Source organism: Pseudomonas sp. RIT288 (assembly GCF_000631985.1).
Classification (GTDB): Bacteria; Pseudomonadota; Gammaproteobacteria; order Pseudomonadales; family Pseudomonadaceae; genus Aquipseudomonas.
On sequence record NZ_JFYN01000005.1, the window covers coordinates 140,740 to 159,532 of the forward strand.

At 59.1% G+C, this 18,793-nt stretch carries 13 protein-coding genes; 10 read left to right on the top strand and 3 right to left on the bottom strand.

What is annotated here, in order from left to right:
- Nucleotides 1-474 precede the first annotated feature (474 nt).
- From BW33_RS06600 to BW33_RS06640, 9 genes are all read left to right on the top strand, one after another.
- The gene (locus BW33_RS06600) at nucleotides 475-2,076 is read left to right on the top strand and encodes an ABC transporter substrate-binding protein (RefSeq protein ID WP_047597877.1); all 1,602 of its coding nucleotides are present in this window, start codon (nucleotides 475-477) and stop codon (nucleotides 2,074-2,076) included.
- 260 nt (nucleotides 2,077-2,336) lie between these two features.
- Complete coding sequence (locus BW33_RS06605) at nucleotides 2,337-3,962, top strand: ABC transporter substrate-binding protein (RefSeq protein WP_047597879.1); 1,626 nt, start codon at nucleotides 2,337-2,339, stop codon at nucleotides 3,960-3,962.
- A 303-nt stretch (nucleotides 3,963-4,265) separates the two neighbouring features.
- Nucleotides 4,266-5,864: an ABC transporter substrate-binding protein gene (locus tag BW33_RS06610; RefSeq protein WP_047597881.1), complete on the top strand. Its 1,599-nt coding sequence runs from the start codon at nucleotides 4,266-4,268 to the stop codon at nucleotides 5,862-5,864.
- Between the two features lie 176 nt (nucleotides 5,865-6,040).
- Nucleotides 6,041-7,462 (top strand): OprD family porin, encoded by a 1,422-nt coding sequence (locus BW33_RS06615; RefSeq protein WP_047597883.1) that lies wholly within the window; start codon nucleotides 6,041-6,043, stop codon nucleotides 7,460-7,462.
- 77 nt (nucleotides 7,463-7,539) lie between these two features.
- Complete coding sequence (locus tag BW33_RS06620) at nucleotides 7,540-9,135, top strand: ABC transporter substrate-binding protein (protein WP_047597885.1); 1,596 nt, start codon at nucleotides 7,540-7,542, stop codon at nucleotides 9,133-9,135.
- 73 nt (nucleotides 9,136-9,208) lie between these two features.
- Complete coding sequence (locus tag BW33_RS06625) at nucleotides 9,209-10,219, top strand: ABC transporter permease subunit (RefSeq protein WP_047597886.1); 1,011 nt, start codon at nucleotides 9,209-9,211, stop codon at nucleotides 10,217-10,219.
- A 10-nt stretch (nucleotides 10,220-10,229) separates the two neighbouring features.
- Complete coding sequence (locus BW33_RS06630) at nucleotides 10,230-11,156, top strand: ABC transporter permease subunit (RefSeq protein WP_047597887.1); 927 nt, start codon at nucleotides 10,230-10,232, stop codon at nucleotides 11,154-11,156.
- A 10-nt stretch (nucleotides 11,157-11,166) separates the two neighbouring features.
- On the top strand, nucleotides 11,167-12,135 hold the full coding sequence (locus BW33_RS06635; RefSeq protein ID WP_047597888.1) for an ABC transporter ATP-binding protein: 969 nt from the start codon (nucleotides 11,167-11,169) through the stop codon (nucleotides 12,133-12,135).
- Nucleotides 12,135-13,115 carry a peptide ABC transporter ATP-binding protein gene (locus BW33_RS06640; RefSeq protein WP_047597889.1) on the top strand — a complete coding sequence of 327 codons (981 nt, stop codon included), beginning with the start codon at nucleotides 12,135-12,137 and terminating at the stop codon, nucleotides 13,113-13,115. The genes BW33_RS06635 and BW33_RS06640 overlap by 1 nt, the downstream gene beginning before the upstream one ends.
- Before the next feature lie 210 nt (nucleotides 13,116-13,325).
- Here BW33_RS06640 and BW33_RS06645 read toward each other — a convergent pair whose 3' ends face one another.
- Together BW33_RS06645 and BW33_RS06650 are read right to left on the bottom strand one after the other, a co-directional pair.
- Nucleotides 13,326-13,574 carry a hypothetical protein gene (locus BW33_RS06645; RefSeq protein WP_047597891.1) on the bottom strand — a complete coding sequence of 83 codons (249 nt, stop codon included), beginning with the start codon at nucleotides 13,572-13,574 and terminating at the stop codon, nucleotides 13,326-13,328.
- 156 nt (nucleotides 13,575-13,730) lie between these two features.
- Nucleotides 13,731-14,915, bottom strand: coding sequence for an MFS transporter (locus tag BW33_RS06650; RefSeq protein ID WP_047597892.1), 1,185 nt, complete (start codon nucleotides 14,913-14,915; stop codon nucleotides 13,731-13,733).
- Nucleotides 14,916-15,135: 220 nt separating this feature from the next.
- On the opposite strand from BW33_RS06650, the gene BW33_RS06655 reads away from it, so the two are divergent.
- Nucleotides 15,136-15,501 (top strand): nuclear transport factor 2 family protein, encoded by a 366-nt coding sequence (locus BW33_RS06655; RefSeq protein WP_047597894.1) that lies wholly within the window; start codon nucleotides 15,136-15,138, stop codon nucleotides 15,499-15,501.
- Between the two features lie 1,594 nt (nucleotides 15,502-17,095).
- Here the strand turns inward: BW33_RS06655 and BW33_RS06660 are convergent.
- The gene (locus tag BW33_RS06660) at nucleotides 17,096-18,679 is read right to left on the bottom strand and encodes a peptide chain release factor 3 (protein WP_047597895.1); all 1,584 of its coding nucleotides are present in this window, start codon (nucleotides 18,677-18,679) and stop codon (nucleotides 17,096-17,098) included.
- Nucleotides 18,680-18,793 lie beyond the last annotated feature (114 nt).

Here is an 18,793-nt window from a genome sequence, read left to right on the forward strand (position 1 = left end):
AGGGAAGATAAGTACAACCCACATGCGGCGCAGCCGCCCCACTCCAGGATGAGCGCAAGCTCGGCTGCAGCTCTTGATCTTGATCCACGGGCGACGTCGGAAGGCTGAGTGGAGGGATTGATCCGGGGGTGGGAGCGCAGCGACCGTTTGGCGAAGCCAAACACAGCGAGAGGAGGTGCAGCGAAGCAAACCGTAGGCGCTGCCCCCGGATCAATCCCGGAGCGAAGGAACCCCGAGCTTTAGCGAGCGGGCCGAACGTAGGAGCAAGCGTTTTTGGTTACTTTTTAGGCGTTTGTAAAAAGTGACCCGCCGTAAGGGCGGAACCATAAGCCGCAGCACCCGAAGAAACGGATATGCCCAAACAGCGCTGGATATACCGAGATAGACGCACCCCCTCAAAAAACGATATTTCCGAACACCCCCGAATCCCCGCTAACCTCAAGGAACAACCACCTCCAGACCCACGGGCCAGACATGCAAAGATCCACCCTCAAACCACTCTTGATCACCCTGGCCCTGACCGCCATAACTCCAATCGCCAACGCAGCCACCACCCTGGTCTACTGCTCCGAAGCCAGCCCCGCAGGCTTCGACCCCAGCCAATACACCAGCGGCACCGACTTCGACGCCTCCGCCGAAACCGTCTTCAACCGCCTCACCCAATTCAAACGCGGCGGCACCGAAGTCGAACCCGGCCTGGCAACCAACTGGGACGTAAGCCCGGACGGCCTCCAGTACACCTTCCACCTGCGCCAAGGTGTGAAGTTCCACACCACCGACTACTTCAAACCCACCCGCGATTTCAATGCCGACGACGTGCTGTTCACCTTCCAGCGCCTGCTCGATCCGGATAACGCCTTCCGCAAGGCCTACCCCGCCGAGTCCCCGTACTTCACCGACATGGGCCTGAACACCACGATCAAATCGGTCGAAAAACTCGACGACAACACCGTGCGTTTCAACCTGAACAACGTCGACGCCGCGTTCGTGCAAAACCTCGCCATGAGCTTCGCCTCGGTGCAGTCAGCCGAATACGCCGCCCAGTTATTAAAGGAAGGCAAAGCCGCCGACCTCAACCAGAAACCGGTGGGCACCGGCCCGTTCGTGTTCAAGCGTTACCAGAAGGACTCGCAGATCCGCTACGCCGCCAACCGGGCCTACTGGAAACCCGAAGACGTGAAGATCGACAACCTGATCTTCTCGATCACCCCCGACGCCGCTGTACGCCTGCAGAAACTCAAGACCGGCGAATGCCAGGTCAGCGGCTACCCGCGCCCGGCCGACATTGAAGTGATGGAGCAAGACCCGAACCTGCGCGTACTCAAGCAGGCCGGCTTCAACCTCGGCTTCCTCGCCTACAACACCACCCATCCACCGCTGGATCAGCTCAAGGTCCGTCAGGCGCTGGACATGGCCATCGACAAACCGGCGATCATCAAAGCCGTTTACCAGAGTGCCGGACAGTTGGCGCAAAACGCCTTGCCCCCAGCGCAATGGTCATATGACCCGAACATCAAGGACGCACCGTACGACCCGGTGAAAGCCAAGGCGCTACTCAAGGAAGCCGGGGTTGCACCGGGTACAACCATCAACTTGTGGGCGATGACCGTGCAGCGTGCGTCCAACCCGAACGCGCGGATGTCGGCGCAGATGATCCAGCAGGATTGGGACAAGATCGGGATCAAGGCCAACATCGTCAGCTACGAGTGGGGCGAGTACATCAAACGTGCGAAAAATGGCGAACACGACGCGATGATTTATGGTTGGACGGGTGACAACGGCGATCCGGACAACTGGCTCGGCGTGCTCTACAGCTGCGCTGCGGTCAAGGGCAGCAACTACGCCAAGTGGTGCGACCCGGCCTACGACAAACTGGTGCAGCAGGCCAAGGTGACCACCGACAAGGCGCAACGGGTAAAACTGTATCAACAGGCGCAACTGATCCTTAAACAGCAGGTGCCGATCACACCGATCGCCAACTCCACGGTGTTCCAGCCGCTGCGCAAGGAAGTGACCGACTTCAAGATCAGTCCGTTTGGCCTTACGCCCTTCTATGGCGTGGGTATAAATAGGTAACACCAAGCCCCAAGGCGGCGCGCACAACGTGACTGCTGCACCGTTTTGGGGCTTGGTTTGCACCGTAAAAAACGGCCGCAAACGGTCAAATGCGTCAACTCTTATACAAATGCGACATTAAGGTACGTTCGTGCCACGCTTTGAGGCCGGCAGCCGCTCTGGATCTTGCATTGGGTATGGCCCCTGCATAAGTATCCGCAGGCACGACTCACGAGGTCGTACCTCAATATTAAAAAATGACAACAAATCATGAGGCCAACATGCTTAAACACGCGGTCATTCCGTTTTTAGTCGGCGCAGGCTTGTTAGCCTCCGCACCTTTCGCATCCGCTGCGACTAACCTGGTGTTCTGCTCCGAAGGGAGCCCGGCCGGTTTTGATCCAGGCCAGTACACCACCGGAACCGACTTCGACGCCTCAGCCGAAACCATGTTCAACCGTCTGAGCCAGTTCGAGCGTGGCGGCACCGCCGTTATCCCGGGCCTGGCCACCAGCTGGGACATTTCCCCGGACGGCCTGACGTACACCTTCCACCTGCGCGAAGGCGTCAAGTTCCACACCACCCCGTATTTCAAGCCGACTCGTGAGTTCAACGCCGACGATGTGCTGTTCACCTTTAATCGCATGATTAACAAGGATGACCCGTTCCGTAAGGCGTACCCGACCGAATTCCCGTACTTCACCGACATGGGGATGGACACCAACATCACCAAGATCGATAAAGTCGACGACCACACCGTCAAGTTCACGCTGAAAGAAGTCGACGCCGCGTTCATCCAGAACATGGCCATGAGCTTCGCCTCGATCCAGTCCGCCGAGTACGCTGCCCAGCTGCTCAAGGAAGGCAAGGCTGCCGACATCAACCAGAAGCCGATCGGCACTGGCCCGTTCGTGTTCAAGAGCTACCAGAAAGACTCCAACATCCGCTATACCGGCAACAAGGACTACTGGAATCCTTCCGACGTGAAGATCGACAACCTGATCTTCGCCATCACCACCGACCCGTCGGTCCGTATCCAGAAACTGAAAAAGAACGAGTGCCAGGTCACCCTGTTCCCGCGTCCGGCGGATCTCGCGGCGCTCAAGGCCGACAAGACCCTGAAGATGCCTGACCAGGCCGGTTTCAACCTGGGCTACATCGCCTACAACGTGATGGACAAGGTCAAGGGCAGCAACGAGGCTAACCCGCTGGCTGACCTGCGCGTACGTCAGGCACTGGACATGGCGGTGAACAAGCCGCAGATCATCGATTCGGTTTACCAGGGCGCCGGCCAGTTGGCCGTCAACGCCATGCCGCCGACCCAGTGGTCCTACGACACCACCATCAAGGACGCCAAGTACGATCCTGAAAAAGCCAAGCAACTGCTCAAGGAAGCTGGCGTCAAGGAAGGTACCGAGATCGTGCTGTGGGCAATGCCGGTGCAGCGTCCGTACAACCCGAACGCCAAACTGATGGCTGAAATGCTCCAGTCCGACTGGGCCAAGATCGGCTTGAAAGTGAAGATCACCAGCTACGAGTGGGGCGAGTACATCAAGCGCTCCAAAGGTGGCGAGAACCAGGCCATGATCATTGGCTGGAGCGGTGACAATGGTGACCCGGACAACTGGCTGAACGTGCTGTTCGGCTGCGACTCGCTCAGCGGCAACAACTTCTCCAAGTGGTGCGACAAGAAGTTCGACGGCCTCGTCAAGGAAGCCAAGCGCACGACCGACCAGGGCAAGCGCACCGAACTGTACAAACAGGCGCAACACGTCCTCAAAGATGCAGTCCCAATGACACCTATCGCTCACTCGACGGTGTACCAACCCATGCGCGCCAACGTGCAGGACTTCAAGATCAGCCCATTCGGCTTGAACTCCTTCTACGGCGTCAGCGTCAGCAATTAAGAAGATACAGCGGCGACGTTTCAGGCGGCGCCGCTGTTTTTTTTCTGCCGACTAGCCAGGAATTTGCCTACAGCCATTTCCACCCTGCTCTGACAGGGAGGTTCATGACATGTTGCTTTTTCCTACGAGTCTTTAGGACTCAGCGCATTTACTGCCAGACCCACGGCCCCTACCGTCGGGTTCTGACCAGTTTCTGCGTGGGCCATCGGCTTGCTGTACGTACTGGATTGAGCTCAATGCAACCTCAACGTCCCTGGAGGGGATCGCGGTGCATTGAACACCACAACAAAAAGAGGGAGCGTCATGCGCCATACCTTGGTTTTTTCCGCATTGCTGGGCGCCGGCCTGTTGGCCGCCACGTCCGCCAGTTACGCCGCCAGCGACAGCCTGGTGTTCTGCTCCGAAGGCAGCCCGGCGGGTTTCGATACCGCGCAGTACACGACCGCGACCGATAACGATGCCGCCGAACCGCTGTACAACCGTCTGGTCGAGTTCGAAAAAGGCGCGACCAACGTCGTACCCGGACTGGCAACCAAGTGGGATATTTCCGAGGATGGTCTGAAGTACACCTTTCACCTGCGTGAAGGTGTGAAGTTTCATACCACGCCGTACTTCAAACCGACGCGCGACTTCAACGCCGACGACGTGCTGTTCACGTTTAACCGCATGCTCGATCCGCAACAGCCATTCCGTAAGGCTTATCCGACCGAATTCCCGTATTTCAACGGGATGAGCCTGAACAAGAACATCGCCAGGGTTGAAAAGACCGGGCCGCTGACCGTGGAGTTCACGCTCAACAGCGTCGACGCCGCGTTCATCCAGAACATCGCCATGAGCTTCGCTGCCATCCTGTCCGCCGAATACGCCGACAAGCTGCTGGCCGAAGGCAAGCCGAGCGACATCAACCAGAAACCGGTCGGTACCGGACCGTTCGTGTTCAAGAGCTATCAGAAGGATTCGAACATCCGCTACACCGGTAACGAGCATTACTGGGACCCGAGCCGGGTCAAGCTGAAGAACCTGATCTTCGCGATCAACACCGACGCTTCGGTGCGCGTGCAGAAGCTCAAGGCCGGCGAATGCCAGATCACCCTGCATCCGCGCCCTGCCGACGTCGAAGCGCTGAAAGCCGACTCGAAACTGCAGCTGATTTCCAAGCCCGGCTTCAACCTCGGGTACATCGCCTACAACGTGCGCCACAAGCCCTTCGATCAGCTTGAAGTGCGTCAGGCGCTGGACATGGCGGTGAATAAACAAGGGATTCTCAACGCCGTTTATCAAGGCGCCGGGCAACTGGCCGTCAACGCCATGCCACCGACCCAGTGGTCCTACGACGACACCATCAAAGACGCCGCCTACAACCCGGAAAAAGCCCGCGAGCTGCTCAAGGCTGCCGGCGTCAAGGAAGGCACCGAAATCACCCTGTGGGCGATGCCGGTACAGCGTCCGTATAACCCGAACGCCAAATTGATGGCCGAGATGCTCCAGGCTGACTGGGCGAAGATCGGTCTGAAAGTGAAGATTGTCAGCTACGAATGGGGCGAGTACATCAAGCGCACCAAGAATGGCGAGCACGACATCAGCCTGATCGGCTGGACCGGCGACAACGGTGATCCGGACAACTGGCTGGGCACCCTGTACAGCTGTGACGCGATTGGCGGCAACAACTATTCCATGTGGTGCGATCCGGCTTACGACAAGCTGATCAAAGAGGCCAAGGTCGTCACCGACCGCGACCAGCGCACCACGCTCTACAAACAGGCGCAGCAGTTGCTCAAGCAGCAAGTGCCAATCACGCCTGTGGCCCACTCGACGGTCAACCAGCCGTTAAGCGCCAGGGTTGAAGGCTTCAAAGTCAGCCCCTTCGGTCGCAATGTGTTCTCGGGCGTCAGTATCGATTAACCCAACCGATTAGCCGCAACGCTGAGGGGGACCGTCTACCCCCTCACGCAAGCGCTTTGCCGAAATTCGCCAATCAGGTCTTTTGCAAACGTTTGCGATGTGTGAAATGAGTTCTAAACCAATAACCGGCCAACCCATAAAAGCCGGCATAAAAAGAAAGTAAAGGAGCTTCACCCATGAAACTGAGCAGCACCGCGATCCTGGCCCTGGCCATAAGCAGCATCACCGCTACGGCGTACGCAGAACCTGTAAGTCAGGAATTCGTACCGACCACTCTGGCCGGCAGCAGCGCCCAAAGCGAGGCCAAAGGCTTTATCGAAGGTCAAAGCCTGGGCGGCACCACACGCAACTGGTACGCCAACGAACTGAAGCGTCGGGATGACACCTTCAGCTACGTTAAAAACAGCGACAAGAACACATCGCCATTGGTGAAAACACCGACCCCACGTCGTATCAACTGGGTTCAAGGCACCATCGTCAACTACACCTCGGGCTTCACCCAAGGCACCGTCGGTGTCAGCACTGAAGTGGCCGCCTACAACGCCATCGTCCTGGACCGTGACCGCAAGGACATCGCCGGCGGCTCCAACCGCACCCTGGCGCACTCCGACGGCGACGCTGTCGACCAGTGGAGCAAACTGGGTCTGGCCAACGTCAAGTTCCGTGTTTCCAACACCACGCTGACCGCGGGTCGCCAGAACTTCAGCACACCGATCGTCGACGTTATCGGCAACCGTCCGCTGCCTTCAAGCTTTGAAGGGATCAGCCTGCACAGCGAAGAACTGAACAACCTGTCGTTCGACCTGGCCGGTTTCGACCGTGTTTCGCCTCGTACCGAGCAGAGCCTGTCGAAGTTCCGCACCGAGTACTCGGCCACTGGCGTTGAAACCGACAAGGTTTACACCGCTGGCGTGAACTACCAGCCTCTTAAGAGCCTGAAAACCAGCCTCTACGTAGCCAACGTTGAAGACTTCTGGAACCAGTACTACTTCGGCGGCACCCACGAACTGGGTGATAGCCAGGTGCTGAGCCTGACCACCGGCCTGAACTACTACAAGACCGTCGACGAAGGCAAAAAGTTGATGGGCAACATCGACAACGACACCTACTCGCTGTCGTTCGGCCTGACTCACCAGGCACACAGCCTGACCTTCTCCTACCAGCAAGTGAACGGTAACGAGTACTTCGACTACCTGCACGAAACCAACGGCATCTACCTGGCCAACTCCCTGCTGTCGGACTTCAACGGCCCGAACGAGAAATCCTTCCAGATCGCCTACGGCATCAACATGGCCGAATACGGCGTACCAGGCCTGAAGTTCAACATCTACCAGGCTCGTGGCTGGGGCATCGACGGTACTCACTACACCGGCACCGCCTACACCGATCCGGGCGCCAAGCGCGGCGACCTGAGCCTGATGGACGGTGAAAGCCACTACGAATACGGTGTCGGTGCTTCCTACGCTGTGCAGAGCGGCCCTCTGAAGGCCACCGCGATTCGCGCGACTTACACCACTCACCGCGCGAGCGAGCACCAGGCTGACGGCAACATCAACGAGTTCCGTCTCGTGACCACGATTCCATTCAACATCCTGTAAAAACCGCCAACCGACGGCTGGCTCATGACGAGTCGGCCGTTCGGTTTTTGTCTTCAACCGATTGCAGAGGGTTATCGATGAAAATGCTTCCCCTACGTGCGGCCGTTGCTGCCGCGTTGTTGAGCGCCGCCATCGGCGTCTCGGCCAAACCCTTGGTGGTCTGCACCGAAGCCAGCCCGGAAGGCTTCGATATGGTCCAGTACACAACTGCAGTCACTGCCGATGCGGTGGCCGAAACGATCTTCAATCGTCTGGCGGACTTCAAGCCCGGCACCACCGAAGTGATTCCGGCGCTCGCCGAGTCCTGGGACATCAGTGAAGACGGCCTGACCTATACGTTTCACCTGCGCAAAGGCGTCAAGTTTCACACCACCGAATACTTCAAGCCGACCCGCGACATGAACGCCGACGACGTGGTCTGGAGCTTCCAGCGTCAGCTGGACCCGAATCACCCATGGCACAAACTGTCGAGCGTGGGCTTCCCGTACTTTGAAAGCATGGGCTTCAAGGAACTGCTCAAAAGCGTGGAAAAAGTCGACGACAACACGGTCAAGTTCACCCTGACCCGCCGCGAAGCGCCGTTTTTGGCCGACATCGCCATGGCGTTTTCCTCGATCTACCCGGCCGAATACGCCGACCAGTTGCTCAAGTCCGGCAAGACCGGCGACCTCAACAACAAGCCAGTCGGCACCGGCCCGTTTATCTTCCAGCGCTACGCAAAAGATGCGCAGGTGCGCTTCAAGGCCAACCCGGACTACTTCCGTGGCAAGGCACCGGCCGACGCGCTGATCCTGGCGATCGCCACCGACAACAACGTGCGCCTGCAGAAGCTCAAGGCCAACGAGTGCCAGATCGCGCTGTATCCGAAACCGGACGACATCCCGAGCATCAAGAAAGACAGCAACCTGAAAGTCGACGAACTGGATGCGATGACCGTCTCGTACATCGCCATGAACACCCAGCACAAATACATCAGCGACGTGCGCGTGCGTAAGGCCATCGACATCGCCTTCGACAAGGAAGCCTACGTCAACGCGCTGTTCGGCAAAGGCAATGCCTCGGTGGCGGTCAACCCGTACCCGCCGACGCTGCTGGGCTATAACCACGACCTGAAGAACCCGCCACGCGATCTGGACAAGGCCCGTGCCCTGCTCAAGGAGGCCGGGGTTCCGGAAGGCACCGTGTTTACTCTGTTTACCCGTAACGGCGGCGGCCCGACCAACCCGAATCCGATGCTCGGCGCGCAGATGATGCAGGCTGACCTGGCGAAAGTCGGAATCAAGATCGACATCCGCGTCATGGAATGGGGCGAAATGCTCAAACGCGCCAAGGCCGGCGAGCACGACATGGTGTCGGCCGGATGGGCGGGCGACAACGGCGACCCGGATAACTTCCTGACGCCTATGCTCAGTTGCGAAGCGGCCAAGAACGGCGAAAACTACGCGCGCTGGTGCAACCAGAAATTCCAGGCACTGCTCGACGAAGCACGGGCTAAAGTAGATCCGGCCGAACGCGCCAGACTCTATGAACAGGCTCAGGTGCTGTTTAATCAGGATCAACCGTGGATCAGCATGGCCCACACCCGTATGTTTACCGCAATGCGCAACAATGTAGAGGGTTATCACATCAGCCCTCTCACAACCAATAACTTCGCCACCACCCAGGTGAAGTAGATAAGAAACTCCCGGCCTCCCTGACCCCAGGGTCGCCGGGCACGCCTAACCGGCTGATGAGGTACCACACACGATGTTTAGTTTTATTGCCCGCCGACTGGGGTTATTGATCCCCACGTTTTTCGGCATCACCTTGCTGACTTTCGCGTTGATTCGCATGATTCCGGGCGACCCCGTGGAAGTGATGATGGGCGAACGTCGGGTCGACCCCGAAATGCACGCTCAGGCAATGGAACGCCTAGGTCTGAACAAACCGCTGTATGCCCAGTACCTGGACTACATCGGCAAACTGGCCCACGGCGATCTCGGCGAATCCCTGCGTACGCGTGAAAGCGTATGGACCGAGTTCACCTCCCTCTTCCCGGCGACCCTGGAACTGTCCATGGCCGCCCTGCTGTTCGCCGGCATCCTGGGTCTCCTGGCCGGGGTGATTGCGGCTCTAAAGCGAGGATCCCTGTTCGACCACGGGGTGATGGGCATCTCCCTGGCGGGGTATTCGATGCCGATCTTCTGGTGGGGCCTGATCCTGATCATGTTCTTCTCGGTGAGCCTGGGCTGGACCCCGGTGTCCGGGCGGATCGACCTTCTCTACGACATCGAGCCGCGCACCGGTTTCATGCTGATCGACACGCTGCTGGCCGATGACATGGGCGCGTTCCTCGATGCCCTGCATCACCTGATCCTGCCGGCCATCGTGCTCGGCACCATTCCGCTGGCGGTGATCGCGCGGATGACCCGCTCGTCGATGCTCGAAGTGCTGCGCGAAGACTACATCCGTACCGCCCGGGCCAAAGGCCTGTCGCCGTCGCGCGTGGTGTTCGTGCACGGCCTGCGCAACGCGCTGATTCCGGTCCTGACCGTGGTCGGCCTGCAAGTCGGCACCCTGCTGGCCGGTGCAGTCCTGACCGAAACCATCTTCTCCTGGCCCGGCATCGGTAAATGGCTGATCGAAGCCATCGGCGCCCGGGACTACCCGGTTGTGCAAAACGGCATCCTGTTAATCGCCTGCCTGGTGATTCTGGTCAACTTCGTAGTGGACATCCTCTACGGCTTTGCCAACCCACGCATCCGTCATCAGCGCTGAGGTCCATACCATGAGCACTCCAACATCCTCAGTAGCCACTTCCGCGCCGAGCGCGGATCAAAGCCTGCTGTACCCGTCACCGTACAAAGAATTCTGGCAAGCCTTCTCCAGGAACAAGGGCGCGGTTGCCGGCCTGCTGTTCATGCTGCTGGTGATTTTCTGCGCGATCTTCGCGCCGTGGGTCGCCCCGCATAACCCGAGCGAGCAATACCGGGACTTCCTGCTGACGCCACCGGCGTGGCTCGAAGGCGGGCAGATGCAGTTCCTGCTCGGCACCGATGAACTCGGTCGTGACCTGCTGTCGCGGTTGATCCAGGGTTCGCGCCTGTCGCTGCTGATCGGTCTGTCGTCGGTGGTGATGTCGCTGATCCCGGGGATCCTGCTGGGTCTGTTCGCCGGTTTCTTCCCGAAAATGATCGGCCCGACCATCATGCGTCTGATGGACATCATGCTGGCCCTGCCGTCCCTGCTGCTGGCTGTGGCGATCGTCGCCATCCTCGGCCCTGGCCTGATCAACACCGTGATCGCCATTGCTGTGGTATCGCTGCCGTCCTACGTGCGTCTGACCCGTGCTGCGGTGATGGGCGAACTCAACCGCGACTACGTGACCGCCGCACGCCTGGCCGGTGCCGGTCTGCCACGCCTGATGTTCATTACCGTGCTGCCCAACTGCATGGCACCGCTGATCGTTCAGGCAACTTTGAGCTTCTCCTCGGCGATTCTCGACGCTGCGGCGCTGGGCTTCCTCGGCCTTGGCGTACAACCGCCAACCCCTGAGTGGGGCACCATGCTGGCCTCGGCCCGCGACTACATCGAACGCGCCTGGTGGGTCGTGAGTCTGCCTGGTTTGACCATTTTGCTCAGCGTGCTGGCAATCAACTTGATGGGCGACGGCCTGCGCGATGCGCTGGACCCGAAACTCAAGAACGCCGCCTGAGGAGATTCCCATGTCACTGCTAGAAATCAAGAATCTCAACGTTCGCTTCGGCGACAAAACCGCTACACCCGTTGTCGATGGCCTCGACCTGAAAGTCGACAAAGGCGAAGTCCTGGCGATCGTTGGCGAATCGGGTTCGGGTAAATCCGTGACCATGATGGCGCTGATGGGCCTGATCGAGCATCCCGGCATCGTCACCGCCGACTCGCTCAGCTTTGACGGCAAAGACATGCTCAAGCTGAGCAATCGTCAGCGTCGGCAAATCGTCGGCAAAGACCTGTCGATGGTGTTCCAGGACCCGATGACCGCGCTCAACCCGAGCTACACCGTCGGCTTCCAGATCGAAGAAGTGCTGCGCCTGCACCTGAAAATGTCCGGCAAGCAAGCGCGCAAACGCGCCATCGAACTGCTGGAAAAAGTTGAAATCCCGGGGGCCGCCAGCCGTATGGACGCCTACCCGCACCAGCTGTCCGGCGGTATGAGCCAGCGTGTCGCGATCGCCATGGCGATTGCCGGCGAGCCGAAACTGCTGATCGCCGACGAACCGACCACTGCACTGGACGTGACGATTCAGGCACAGATCATGGATCTGCTGCTGGCGTTGCAGAAAGAACAGAACATGGGCCTGGTGCTGATCACCCACGACCTCGCCGTCGTGGCTGAAACCGCCCAGCGCGTGTGCGTGATGTACGCCGGACAAGCGGTGGAAGTCGGTCAGGTACCGCAACTGTTCGACATCCCGGCGCACCCGTACAGCGAAGCGCTGCTCAAGGCGATCCCCGAACACAGTCTGGGCGCCTCACGCCTGTCGACCCTGCCGGGCATCGTTCCGGGTCGCTACGACCGTCCGCAGGGTTGCCTGCTGTCGCCGCGCTGCCCGTACGTGCAGGACAGCTGCCGCGCGCAGCGTCCGGCCCTTGATCCGAAAAGCAACAGCCTCGCTCGCTGCTTCTTCCCGCTGAACCAGGAGGTGGCGTAATGGCCGTCGTACTTACCGCCCGCGACCTGACCCGTCACTACGAAGTCTCCCGTGGCCTGTTCAAGGGCCACGCGACCGTGCGCGCCCTCAACGGCGTATCGTTCGAACTGGAAGCCGGCAAGACCCTCGCTGTCGTAGGCGAATCGGGTTGCGGCAAATCCACCCTCGCCCGCGCCCTGACGCTGATTGAGGAGCCGTCGTCCGGCTCGCTGAAAATCGCCGGCCAGGAAGTCGCCGGCGCCGACAAGGCCCAGCGCAAACAACTGCGCAAAGACGTGCAGATGGTGTTCCAGAGCCCGTACGCCTCGTTGAACCCACGGCAGAAAATCGGTGATCAACTGGCCGAGCCGCTGCTGATCAACACCAACCTGAGTGCCACCGAACGTCGCGAGAAAGTCCAGGCGATGATGAAGCAGGTGGGCTTGCGTCCTGAGCATTACCAGCGTTATCCGCACATGTTCTCCGGTGGTCAGCGCCAGCGTATTGCCCTGGCCCGGGCAATGATGCTGCAACCGAAAGTGCTGGTGGCGGACGAACCGACCTCGGCGCTGGACGTGTCGATTCAGGCGCAGGTGCTGAACCTGTTCATGGACCTGCAGCAGGAATTCAACACCGCCTACGTGTTCATTTCGCACAACCTGGCCGTGGTGCGTCACGTTGCTGATTCGGTGTTGGTGATGTACCTCGGCCGGCCAGTGGAAATGGGCCCGAAAGAGGACATCTACACCCGTCCCCTGCACCCATACACCCAGGCCTTGTTGTCGGCAACGCCAACGATCCATCCGGATCCGGACAAGCCGAAAATCAAGATCGTCGGCGAACTGCCCAACCCGCTGAACCCGCCACCGGGCTGCGCGTTCCACAAGCGCTGCCCGTATGCGACCGAGCGTTGCAGCACTGAGGAGCCGCTGTTGCGTGAATTGGATAATCGCCAGGTGGCCTGCCACTACGCCGAGCAGTTCCTCGACGGCGTCGTGTAGGCAGAGCCTGAGACCGACACCAAACCTGTAGGAGCTGTCGAGTGAAACGAGGCTGCGATCTGTTGATTTTCAGCATCAGGATCAAAAGATCGCAGCGTGCCGCAGCGCCTACAGGGATCGTGTCTATCCGAAAAATAATGGGTTAACCCAACCCCTTCGTCCTCGATTGCGCATCAGTCGTGGAAGAAGGGGTTTTCTTTTGCCTGCGATCTACGTCTGGCTGTCGCCTTCGTCGTCCGGCTCATCGGTGGTCGAGTCGTCATCATCGGCGCTGCCACCCTGCCCCTGATCGCCTGGCTCTGATTCCGACTTGGCGAGCATCAAGCCGTTGTGTCCGACCTGGCCGTTAAAGGCCTGGGAATCGTGATCCTCGCACTCGGCCCAGGCCGTCGCGGTGCCGAGGGACAGCATGACCATCACTTTCAAAAGCAATAAAAACCGTAGCAACCTGCTTTTCATAGCTGACTCCATCCATTTTCAGGTGAGACATGCGTGCCTGACTGGCGCTGTGTGAAATCTAGTTCCGATCCGGCGGCTTCACCAGATAGGACGCTAACGCGCGGGCAGAAATGCCCTTCGCAGACAGACAGGTTTCGAATAACACCTATCGCGGAATCAACTAAGCGGACGGGTCGCTTGCCACGTCAAGGGAATCGACATCAACACCAGTGCGGCGCTGGCCAGCCAGACACTGTGGCCACCGAAATTGCCGTACAACTGACCGCTGAGCACCGGCGACAACAACGCACTGGCGCTCCAGCTCATAAAGAACAGACCAAAGTACTGGCCGCTTTTGCCACGCTGAGCAAATTGCATCGCCAGCACATTCAGCGGCGGCATGAACAACGCCTCGCCCAAGGTCCAGATCACCGTCGACAGGCAGACGAACGCCAGCCCGGATCCGAACGGCAACATGCCCAATCCACCGGCCAGCAACAAACTCCCGGCGAGCATTTGCCGCCGCGTGCCCCAACGCTCGCCGCAGTGTGACAACGGAATCTGCAGCGCGATCACCAGCAACGCATTGAGCCCGAACTGCCAGCCGATCGCCTCGGTGCTCAAGTGGTAGTAATCACGCAGATAATTGCCCAGCGTGCTGTAGACCGTGTCGAATGCAATGCCAAGCACGGCCGTCGCCGCGAGCAGCCAGAGGAACGGCTTGTCGCGAAACGGCACGCTTGAGCCATCGACGGATTCGTCCTCAACCACCAACACCGGCCGCCGCCACGTCGTACGCATGAACCATAGCAGCGCCAGCATCGTCATCGCCGCACTGACAAAAAACACCCAACGGAAATCCGCCTGCGCCAGCACCCCGCCCGCCACCCCGGCAGCCGCCATACCCAGATTGCGCGCCACCCGGCTCAAGGCCTGCGCGCGAGAACGCTGCGCCACCTCGCAATATTCCATGATCAGCCGCTGATGCAACGTACGAATCGCCCCGTCGATCACACCGCTGAGCAACAACAAACCGGCGAGCCACGGCACCTGCGTCACCAGCCCCAACAGCATCAGCACCCACACCGACACGAAAAACAGCGCCGCCGTCAGCCGCGCCGTGCGCACATGATCACTGAGCCAACCGCCAAGCATCGAACCGACCAGCAACCCCGCGCCATAAGCCGAGAGCAACCAGCCGACGGTTTCAATCGCCAGCCCCAACTCCTGACGCAAGTACAGCGCCATGAAGAGTTTGACCATGGCGCTGAGGCGATTGATGAATAAAAGAGCTGCAAGGACCCAAGACATTGGGGAGAAATAGCCTTTCAGACGCATCAGTTGAGTCAGTCCTTTGATCATGTAACGTCCGCTGCGGCGAGGGTTCGCTGAACAGTAGACGGGTTGAATTGGAAAGTCGTGTGGGCGGAGGTTTTGAAATGTAAATGCAGAGCCGGATTACGCTCATGAAGCAGACAACTGACGGACATTTCCTCAAACGCACCACTCAACCGAGGTGAGTCGCCATTGCCGCAACAACATGGGTAATGTATCGCTGAACATTCGGAAAAAGGCTACTGCCATGGACCTGTCAAAAACTCTGCTGGATCTCGAACAATCTCTGCTATCGCAAGCTGTACGAAGCAATGCCGAAGATCTTTCGCGCTTGATCGCCGACGAGTTTGTCGAGATTGGTGCTCGCGGCGATAAATGGTCAAAGGCAGAAGTAATCGAGCAATTGCCACTACAGACCTTTACGCAGCGCACCATCAGTCAATTCAGCAGTAGATATCTGTCGGACGACATTGTGCTGGTGACCTATCACTGCCAGAACGTGGATAAGGCTCAAGGTGTCACGGTCAACACACTGCGTAGCTCGATCTGGCGCAAACAGGCCGAGCAGTGGCAGATGTTCTTTCACCAGGGAACACTGCTACCGGCGCAGTGAACCGGCACAACGGCCGGGATCAACAGCTCCCTACCCTAGCCATCGTCAATCGGGTGATATGACCCATGAACTGATGGCCAGCATCCAGTTTGTAGCGCTCAAGAGCATCGCAGCCACAAAAAAGGATCCGCCCCACAACCCTCTGTAGCCGTCGGTCGGTCGCTCGCTCGTTCGATTGAGTGCACTCAGTTAGAAAATGGTTGGCTGTCAGGTCGCCTTCGCCAGCAGGCTGGCTCCTACAGTGAGATTGAGTGCAGGCAGTTGGAAACTGGTTGGCTGTCAGGTCGCCTTCGCCAGCAGGCTGGCTCCTACAGTGAGATTGAGTGCGGGCAGTTAGAGACTGGTTGGCTGTCAGGTCGCCTTCGCCAGCAGGCTGGCCCCTACAGTGAGATTGAGTGCAGGCAGTTGGAGACTGGTTGGCTGTCAGGCCGCCATTGCCAGCAGGCTGGCCCCTACAGTGAGATTGAGTGCTGCCAGTTGGCGACTGGTTGGCTGTCAGGTCGCCTTCGCCAGCAGGCTGGCTCCTACAGTGAGATTGAGTGCAGGCAGTTAGAGACTGGTGGCTGTCAGGCCGCCATCGCCAGCAGGCTGGCTCCTACAGTGAGATTGAGTGCGGGCAGTTAGAAACTGGTTGGCCGTCAGGTCGCCTTCGCCAGCAGGCTGGCTCCTACAGTGAGATTGAGTGCAGGCAGTTGGAGACTGGTTGGCTGTCAGGTCGTCTTCGTTAGCAGGCTGGCCCCTACAGTGAGATTGAGTGCAGGCAGTTAGAGACTGGTTGGCTGTCAGGCCGCCATCGCCAGCAGGCTGGCTCCTACAGTGAGATTGAGTGCAGGCAGTTGGAGACTGGTGGCTGTCAGGCCGCCATCGCCAGCAGGCTGGCTGCTACAGTGAGATTGAGTGCAGGTAGTTGGAGACTGGTTGGCTGTCAGGCCGCCATTGCCAGCAGGCTGGCTCCTACAGTGAGATTGAGTGCAGGCAGTTAGAGACTGGTTGGCTGTCAGGCCGCCTTCGCCAGCAGGCTGGCTCCTACAGTGAGATTGAGTGCGGGCAGTTGGAGTGAGATTGAGTGCAGCCAGTTAACGCTTGGTCGGCTCGCAGGCCGCCATCGCTGGCAAGCCAGCTCCCACAGAAGAGCCAGAGCCGAACGCATGCTCTTCACCACTCAATGGCCGAGTGTCAGCTCGCCGAAAGCTTTTGATCTTGATCCACGGGCGACATCGGAAGGCTGAGCAGAGGGATTGATCCGGGGGTGGGAGCGTAGCGACCGTTTGGCGAAGCCGAACACAGCGAGAGGAGGTGCAGCGAAGCAAACCGGAGGCGCTGCGCCCGGATCAATCCCGGAGCGAAGGAACCCCGAGCCCCAGCGAGCGGGCCGAACGTAGGAGCAAGCCTTTTTTTGCTTACTTTTTTGAGGCGTTTGTCAAAAAAGTGAGTCGCCGTAAGGGCGAAACCCTAAGTAGCCATTACCCAAAAAACAGATATGTACACAAGAAAACCCAAAGCCTGGCCGGCCCAAAGGCCGCCAAGACCAAAGCCCAAAAAAAAGCCCCCAAGGCCTACACCTCAGGGGCTTTCGAACAAACCAGCTCAGCGCTTAATGATGCTCACGCGTCGCACGGAACTTCACATCCGGCCAACGCTCTTCCATCAACGCCAGATTAACCCGCGTCGGCGCGAGGTAGGTCAGGTGCCCACCGCCATCCAGTGCCAGGTTCTCCACAGCCTTGTTGGAAAACTCCTCAAGCTTCTTCTTGTCGCTGCATTCGATCCAGCGCGCGGAATAGACAGTGATCGGCTCGTAAGAGCACTCGACCTTGTATTCCTCCTTCAAACGACTGGCGACCACATCGAACTGCAGCACACCCACGGCGCCAAGAATGATGTCGTTGCTGCGCTCCGGGAAGAACACCTGGGTCGCGCCCTCTTCAGCCAACTGCTGCAGACCCTGACGCAATTGCTTGGACTTCAGCGGATCACGCAGACGCACACGACGGAACAGCTCCGGAGCGAAGTGCGGGATACCGGTGAAACCGAGGACTTCGCCTTCGCTGAAGGTGTCGCCGATCTGGATGGTGCCGTGGTTGTGCAGACCGATGATGTCGCCGGCGTACGCCTCTTCCAGTTGCTCACGCTCGGAGGAGAAGAACGTCAGGGCGTCGCCGATGCGCAAGTCCTTGCCGGTACGCACGTGGCGCATCTTCATGCCTTTCTCGTATTTGCCCGAGCAGATGCGCATGAAAGCGATGCGGTCGCGGTGCTTCGGGTCCATGTTCGCCTGGATCTTGAAGATGAAGCCCGAGAACTTCTCTTCCACCGGCTCCACGGTACGCTCGTTGGCGACACGGGCCAGCGGACGCGGGGCCCAGTCAACTACGGCGTCGAGCACGTGGTCGACACCGAAGTTACCCAGTGCGGTACCGAAGAACACCGGGGTCAGTTGACCGTCGAGGAACTCCTGCTGGTTGAACTCGTGGCAGGCGCCCTGCACCAGTTCCAGCTGTTCGAGGAAGCGCTCGTACTCGTCGCCCAGATGCGCGCGCGCCTCGTCGGAATCGAGCTTCTCGATGATCTTGGTTTCGGTGCGTTCGTGACCGTGACCGGCGGTATAGACAATGATGTAGTCGTCGGCCAGGTGGTACACGCCCTTGAAGTCACGGTAGCAACCGATCGGCCAGGTGATCGGCGCAGCCTTGATCTTGAGGACGGCTTCGATTTCGTCGAGCAGTTCTATCGGGTCGCGGATGTCACGGTCGAGTTTGTTGATGAAGCTGACGATCGGCGTGTCACGCAGACGGCAGACGTCCATCAGGGCGATGGTTCGTGGTTCAACACCTTTACCGCCATCGAGCACCATCAATGCCGAGTCGACCGCGGTCAGGGTGCGGTAGGTGTCTTCGGAGAAGTCTTCGTGGCCCGGGGTGTCGAGCAGGTTGATCATGTGTTCGCGATACGGGAACTGCATGACCGACGTGGTAATGGAAATACCCCGCTGCTTCTCCATCTCCATCCAGTCGGATGTCGCATGGCGGTCGGATTTACGGGATTTCACCGTGCCGGCCACTGCAATCGCCTTGCCCATCAACAGGAGCTTTTCGGTGATCGTGGTTTTACCGGCATCGGGGTGGGAAATAATGGCGAAAGTGCGGCGTTTCGCGACTTCGGCGGCCTGGTTGGTCATGGGAAATCGCCTGGCGGTGATTCAAAAAAGGGCGGCGAGTATAGCTTAAAAAGTGATCGCCAGACCACCGTCCCTCGGACCCGCTAAACCCTGCAGGAGCTGCCGCAGGCTGCG

Excerpts from the sequence above, each read along its gene's own strand:
- BW33_RS06600 (WP_047597877.1), top strand. The coding sequence starts at position 475 with ATGCAAAGATCCACCCTCAAACCACTCTTGATCACCCTGGCCCTGACC.
- BW33_RS06605 (WP_047597879.1), top strand. The coding sequence starts at position 2,337 with ATGCTTAAACACGCGGTCATTCCGTTTTTAGTCGGCGCAGGCTTGTTA.
- BW33_RS06610 (WP_047597881.1), top strand. The coding sequence starts at position 4,266 with ATGCGCCATACCTTGGTTTTTTCCGCATTGCTGGGCGCCGGCCTGTTG.
- BW33_RS06615 (WP_047597883.1), top strand. The coding sequence starts at position 6,041 with ATGAAACTGAGCAGCACCGCGATCCTGGCCCTGGCCATAAGCAGCATC.
- BW33_RS06620 (WP_047597885.1), top strand. The coding sequence starts at position 7,540 with ATGAAAATGCTTCCCCTACGTGCGGCCGTTGCTGCCGCGTTGTTGAGC.
- BW33_RS06625 (WP_047597886.1), top strand. The coding sequence starts at position 9,209 with ATGTTTAGTTTTATTGCCCGCCGACTGGGGTTATTGATCCCCACGTTT.
- BW33_RS06630 (WP_047597887.1), top strand. The coding sequence starts at position 10,230 with ATGAGCACTCCAACATCCTCAGTAGCCACTTCCGCGCCGAGCGCGGAT.
- BW33_RS06635 (WP_047597888.1), top strand. The coding sequence starts at position 11,167 with ATGTCACTGCTAGAAATCAAGAATCTCAACGTTCGCTTCGGCGACAAA.
- BW33_RS06640 (WP_047597889.1), top strand. The coding sequence starts at position 12,135 with ATGGCCGTCGTACTTACCGCCCGCGACCTGACCCGTCACTACGAAGTC.
- BW33_RS06645 (WP_047597891.1), bottom strand. The coding sequence starts at position 13,574 with ATGAAAAGCAGGTTGCTACGGTTTTTATTGCTTTTGAAAGTGATGGTC.
- BW33_RS06650 (WP_047597892.1), bottom strand. The coding sequence starts at position 14,915 with ATGATCAAAGGACTGACTCAACTGATGCGTCTGAAAGGCTATTTCTCC.
- BW33_RS06655 (WP_047597894.1), top strand. The coding sequence starts at position 15,136 with ATGGACCTGTCAAAAACTCTGCTGGATCTCGAACAATCTCTGCTATCG.
- BW33_RS06660 (WP_047597895.1), bottom strand. The coding sequence starts at position 18,679 with ATGACCAACCAGGCCGCCGAAGTCGCGAAACGCCGCACTTTCGCCATT.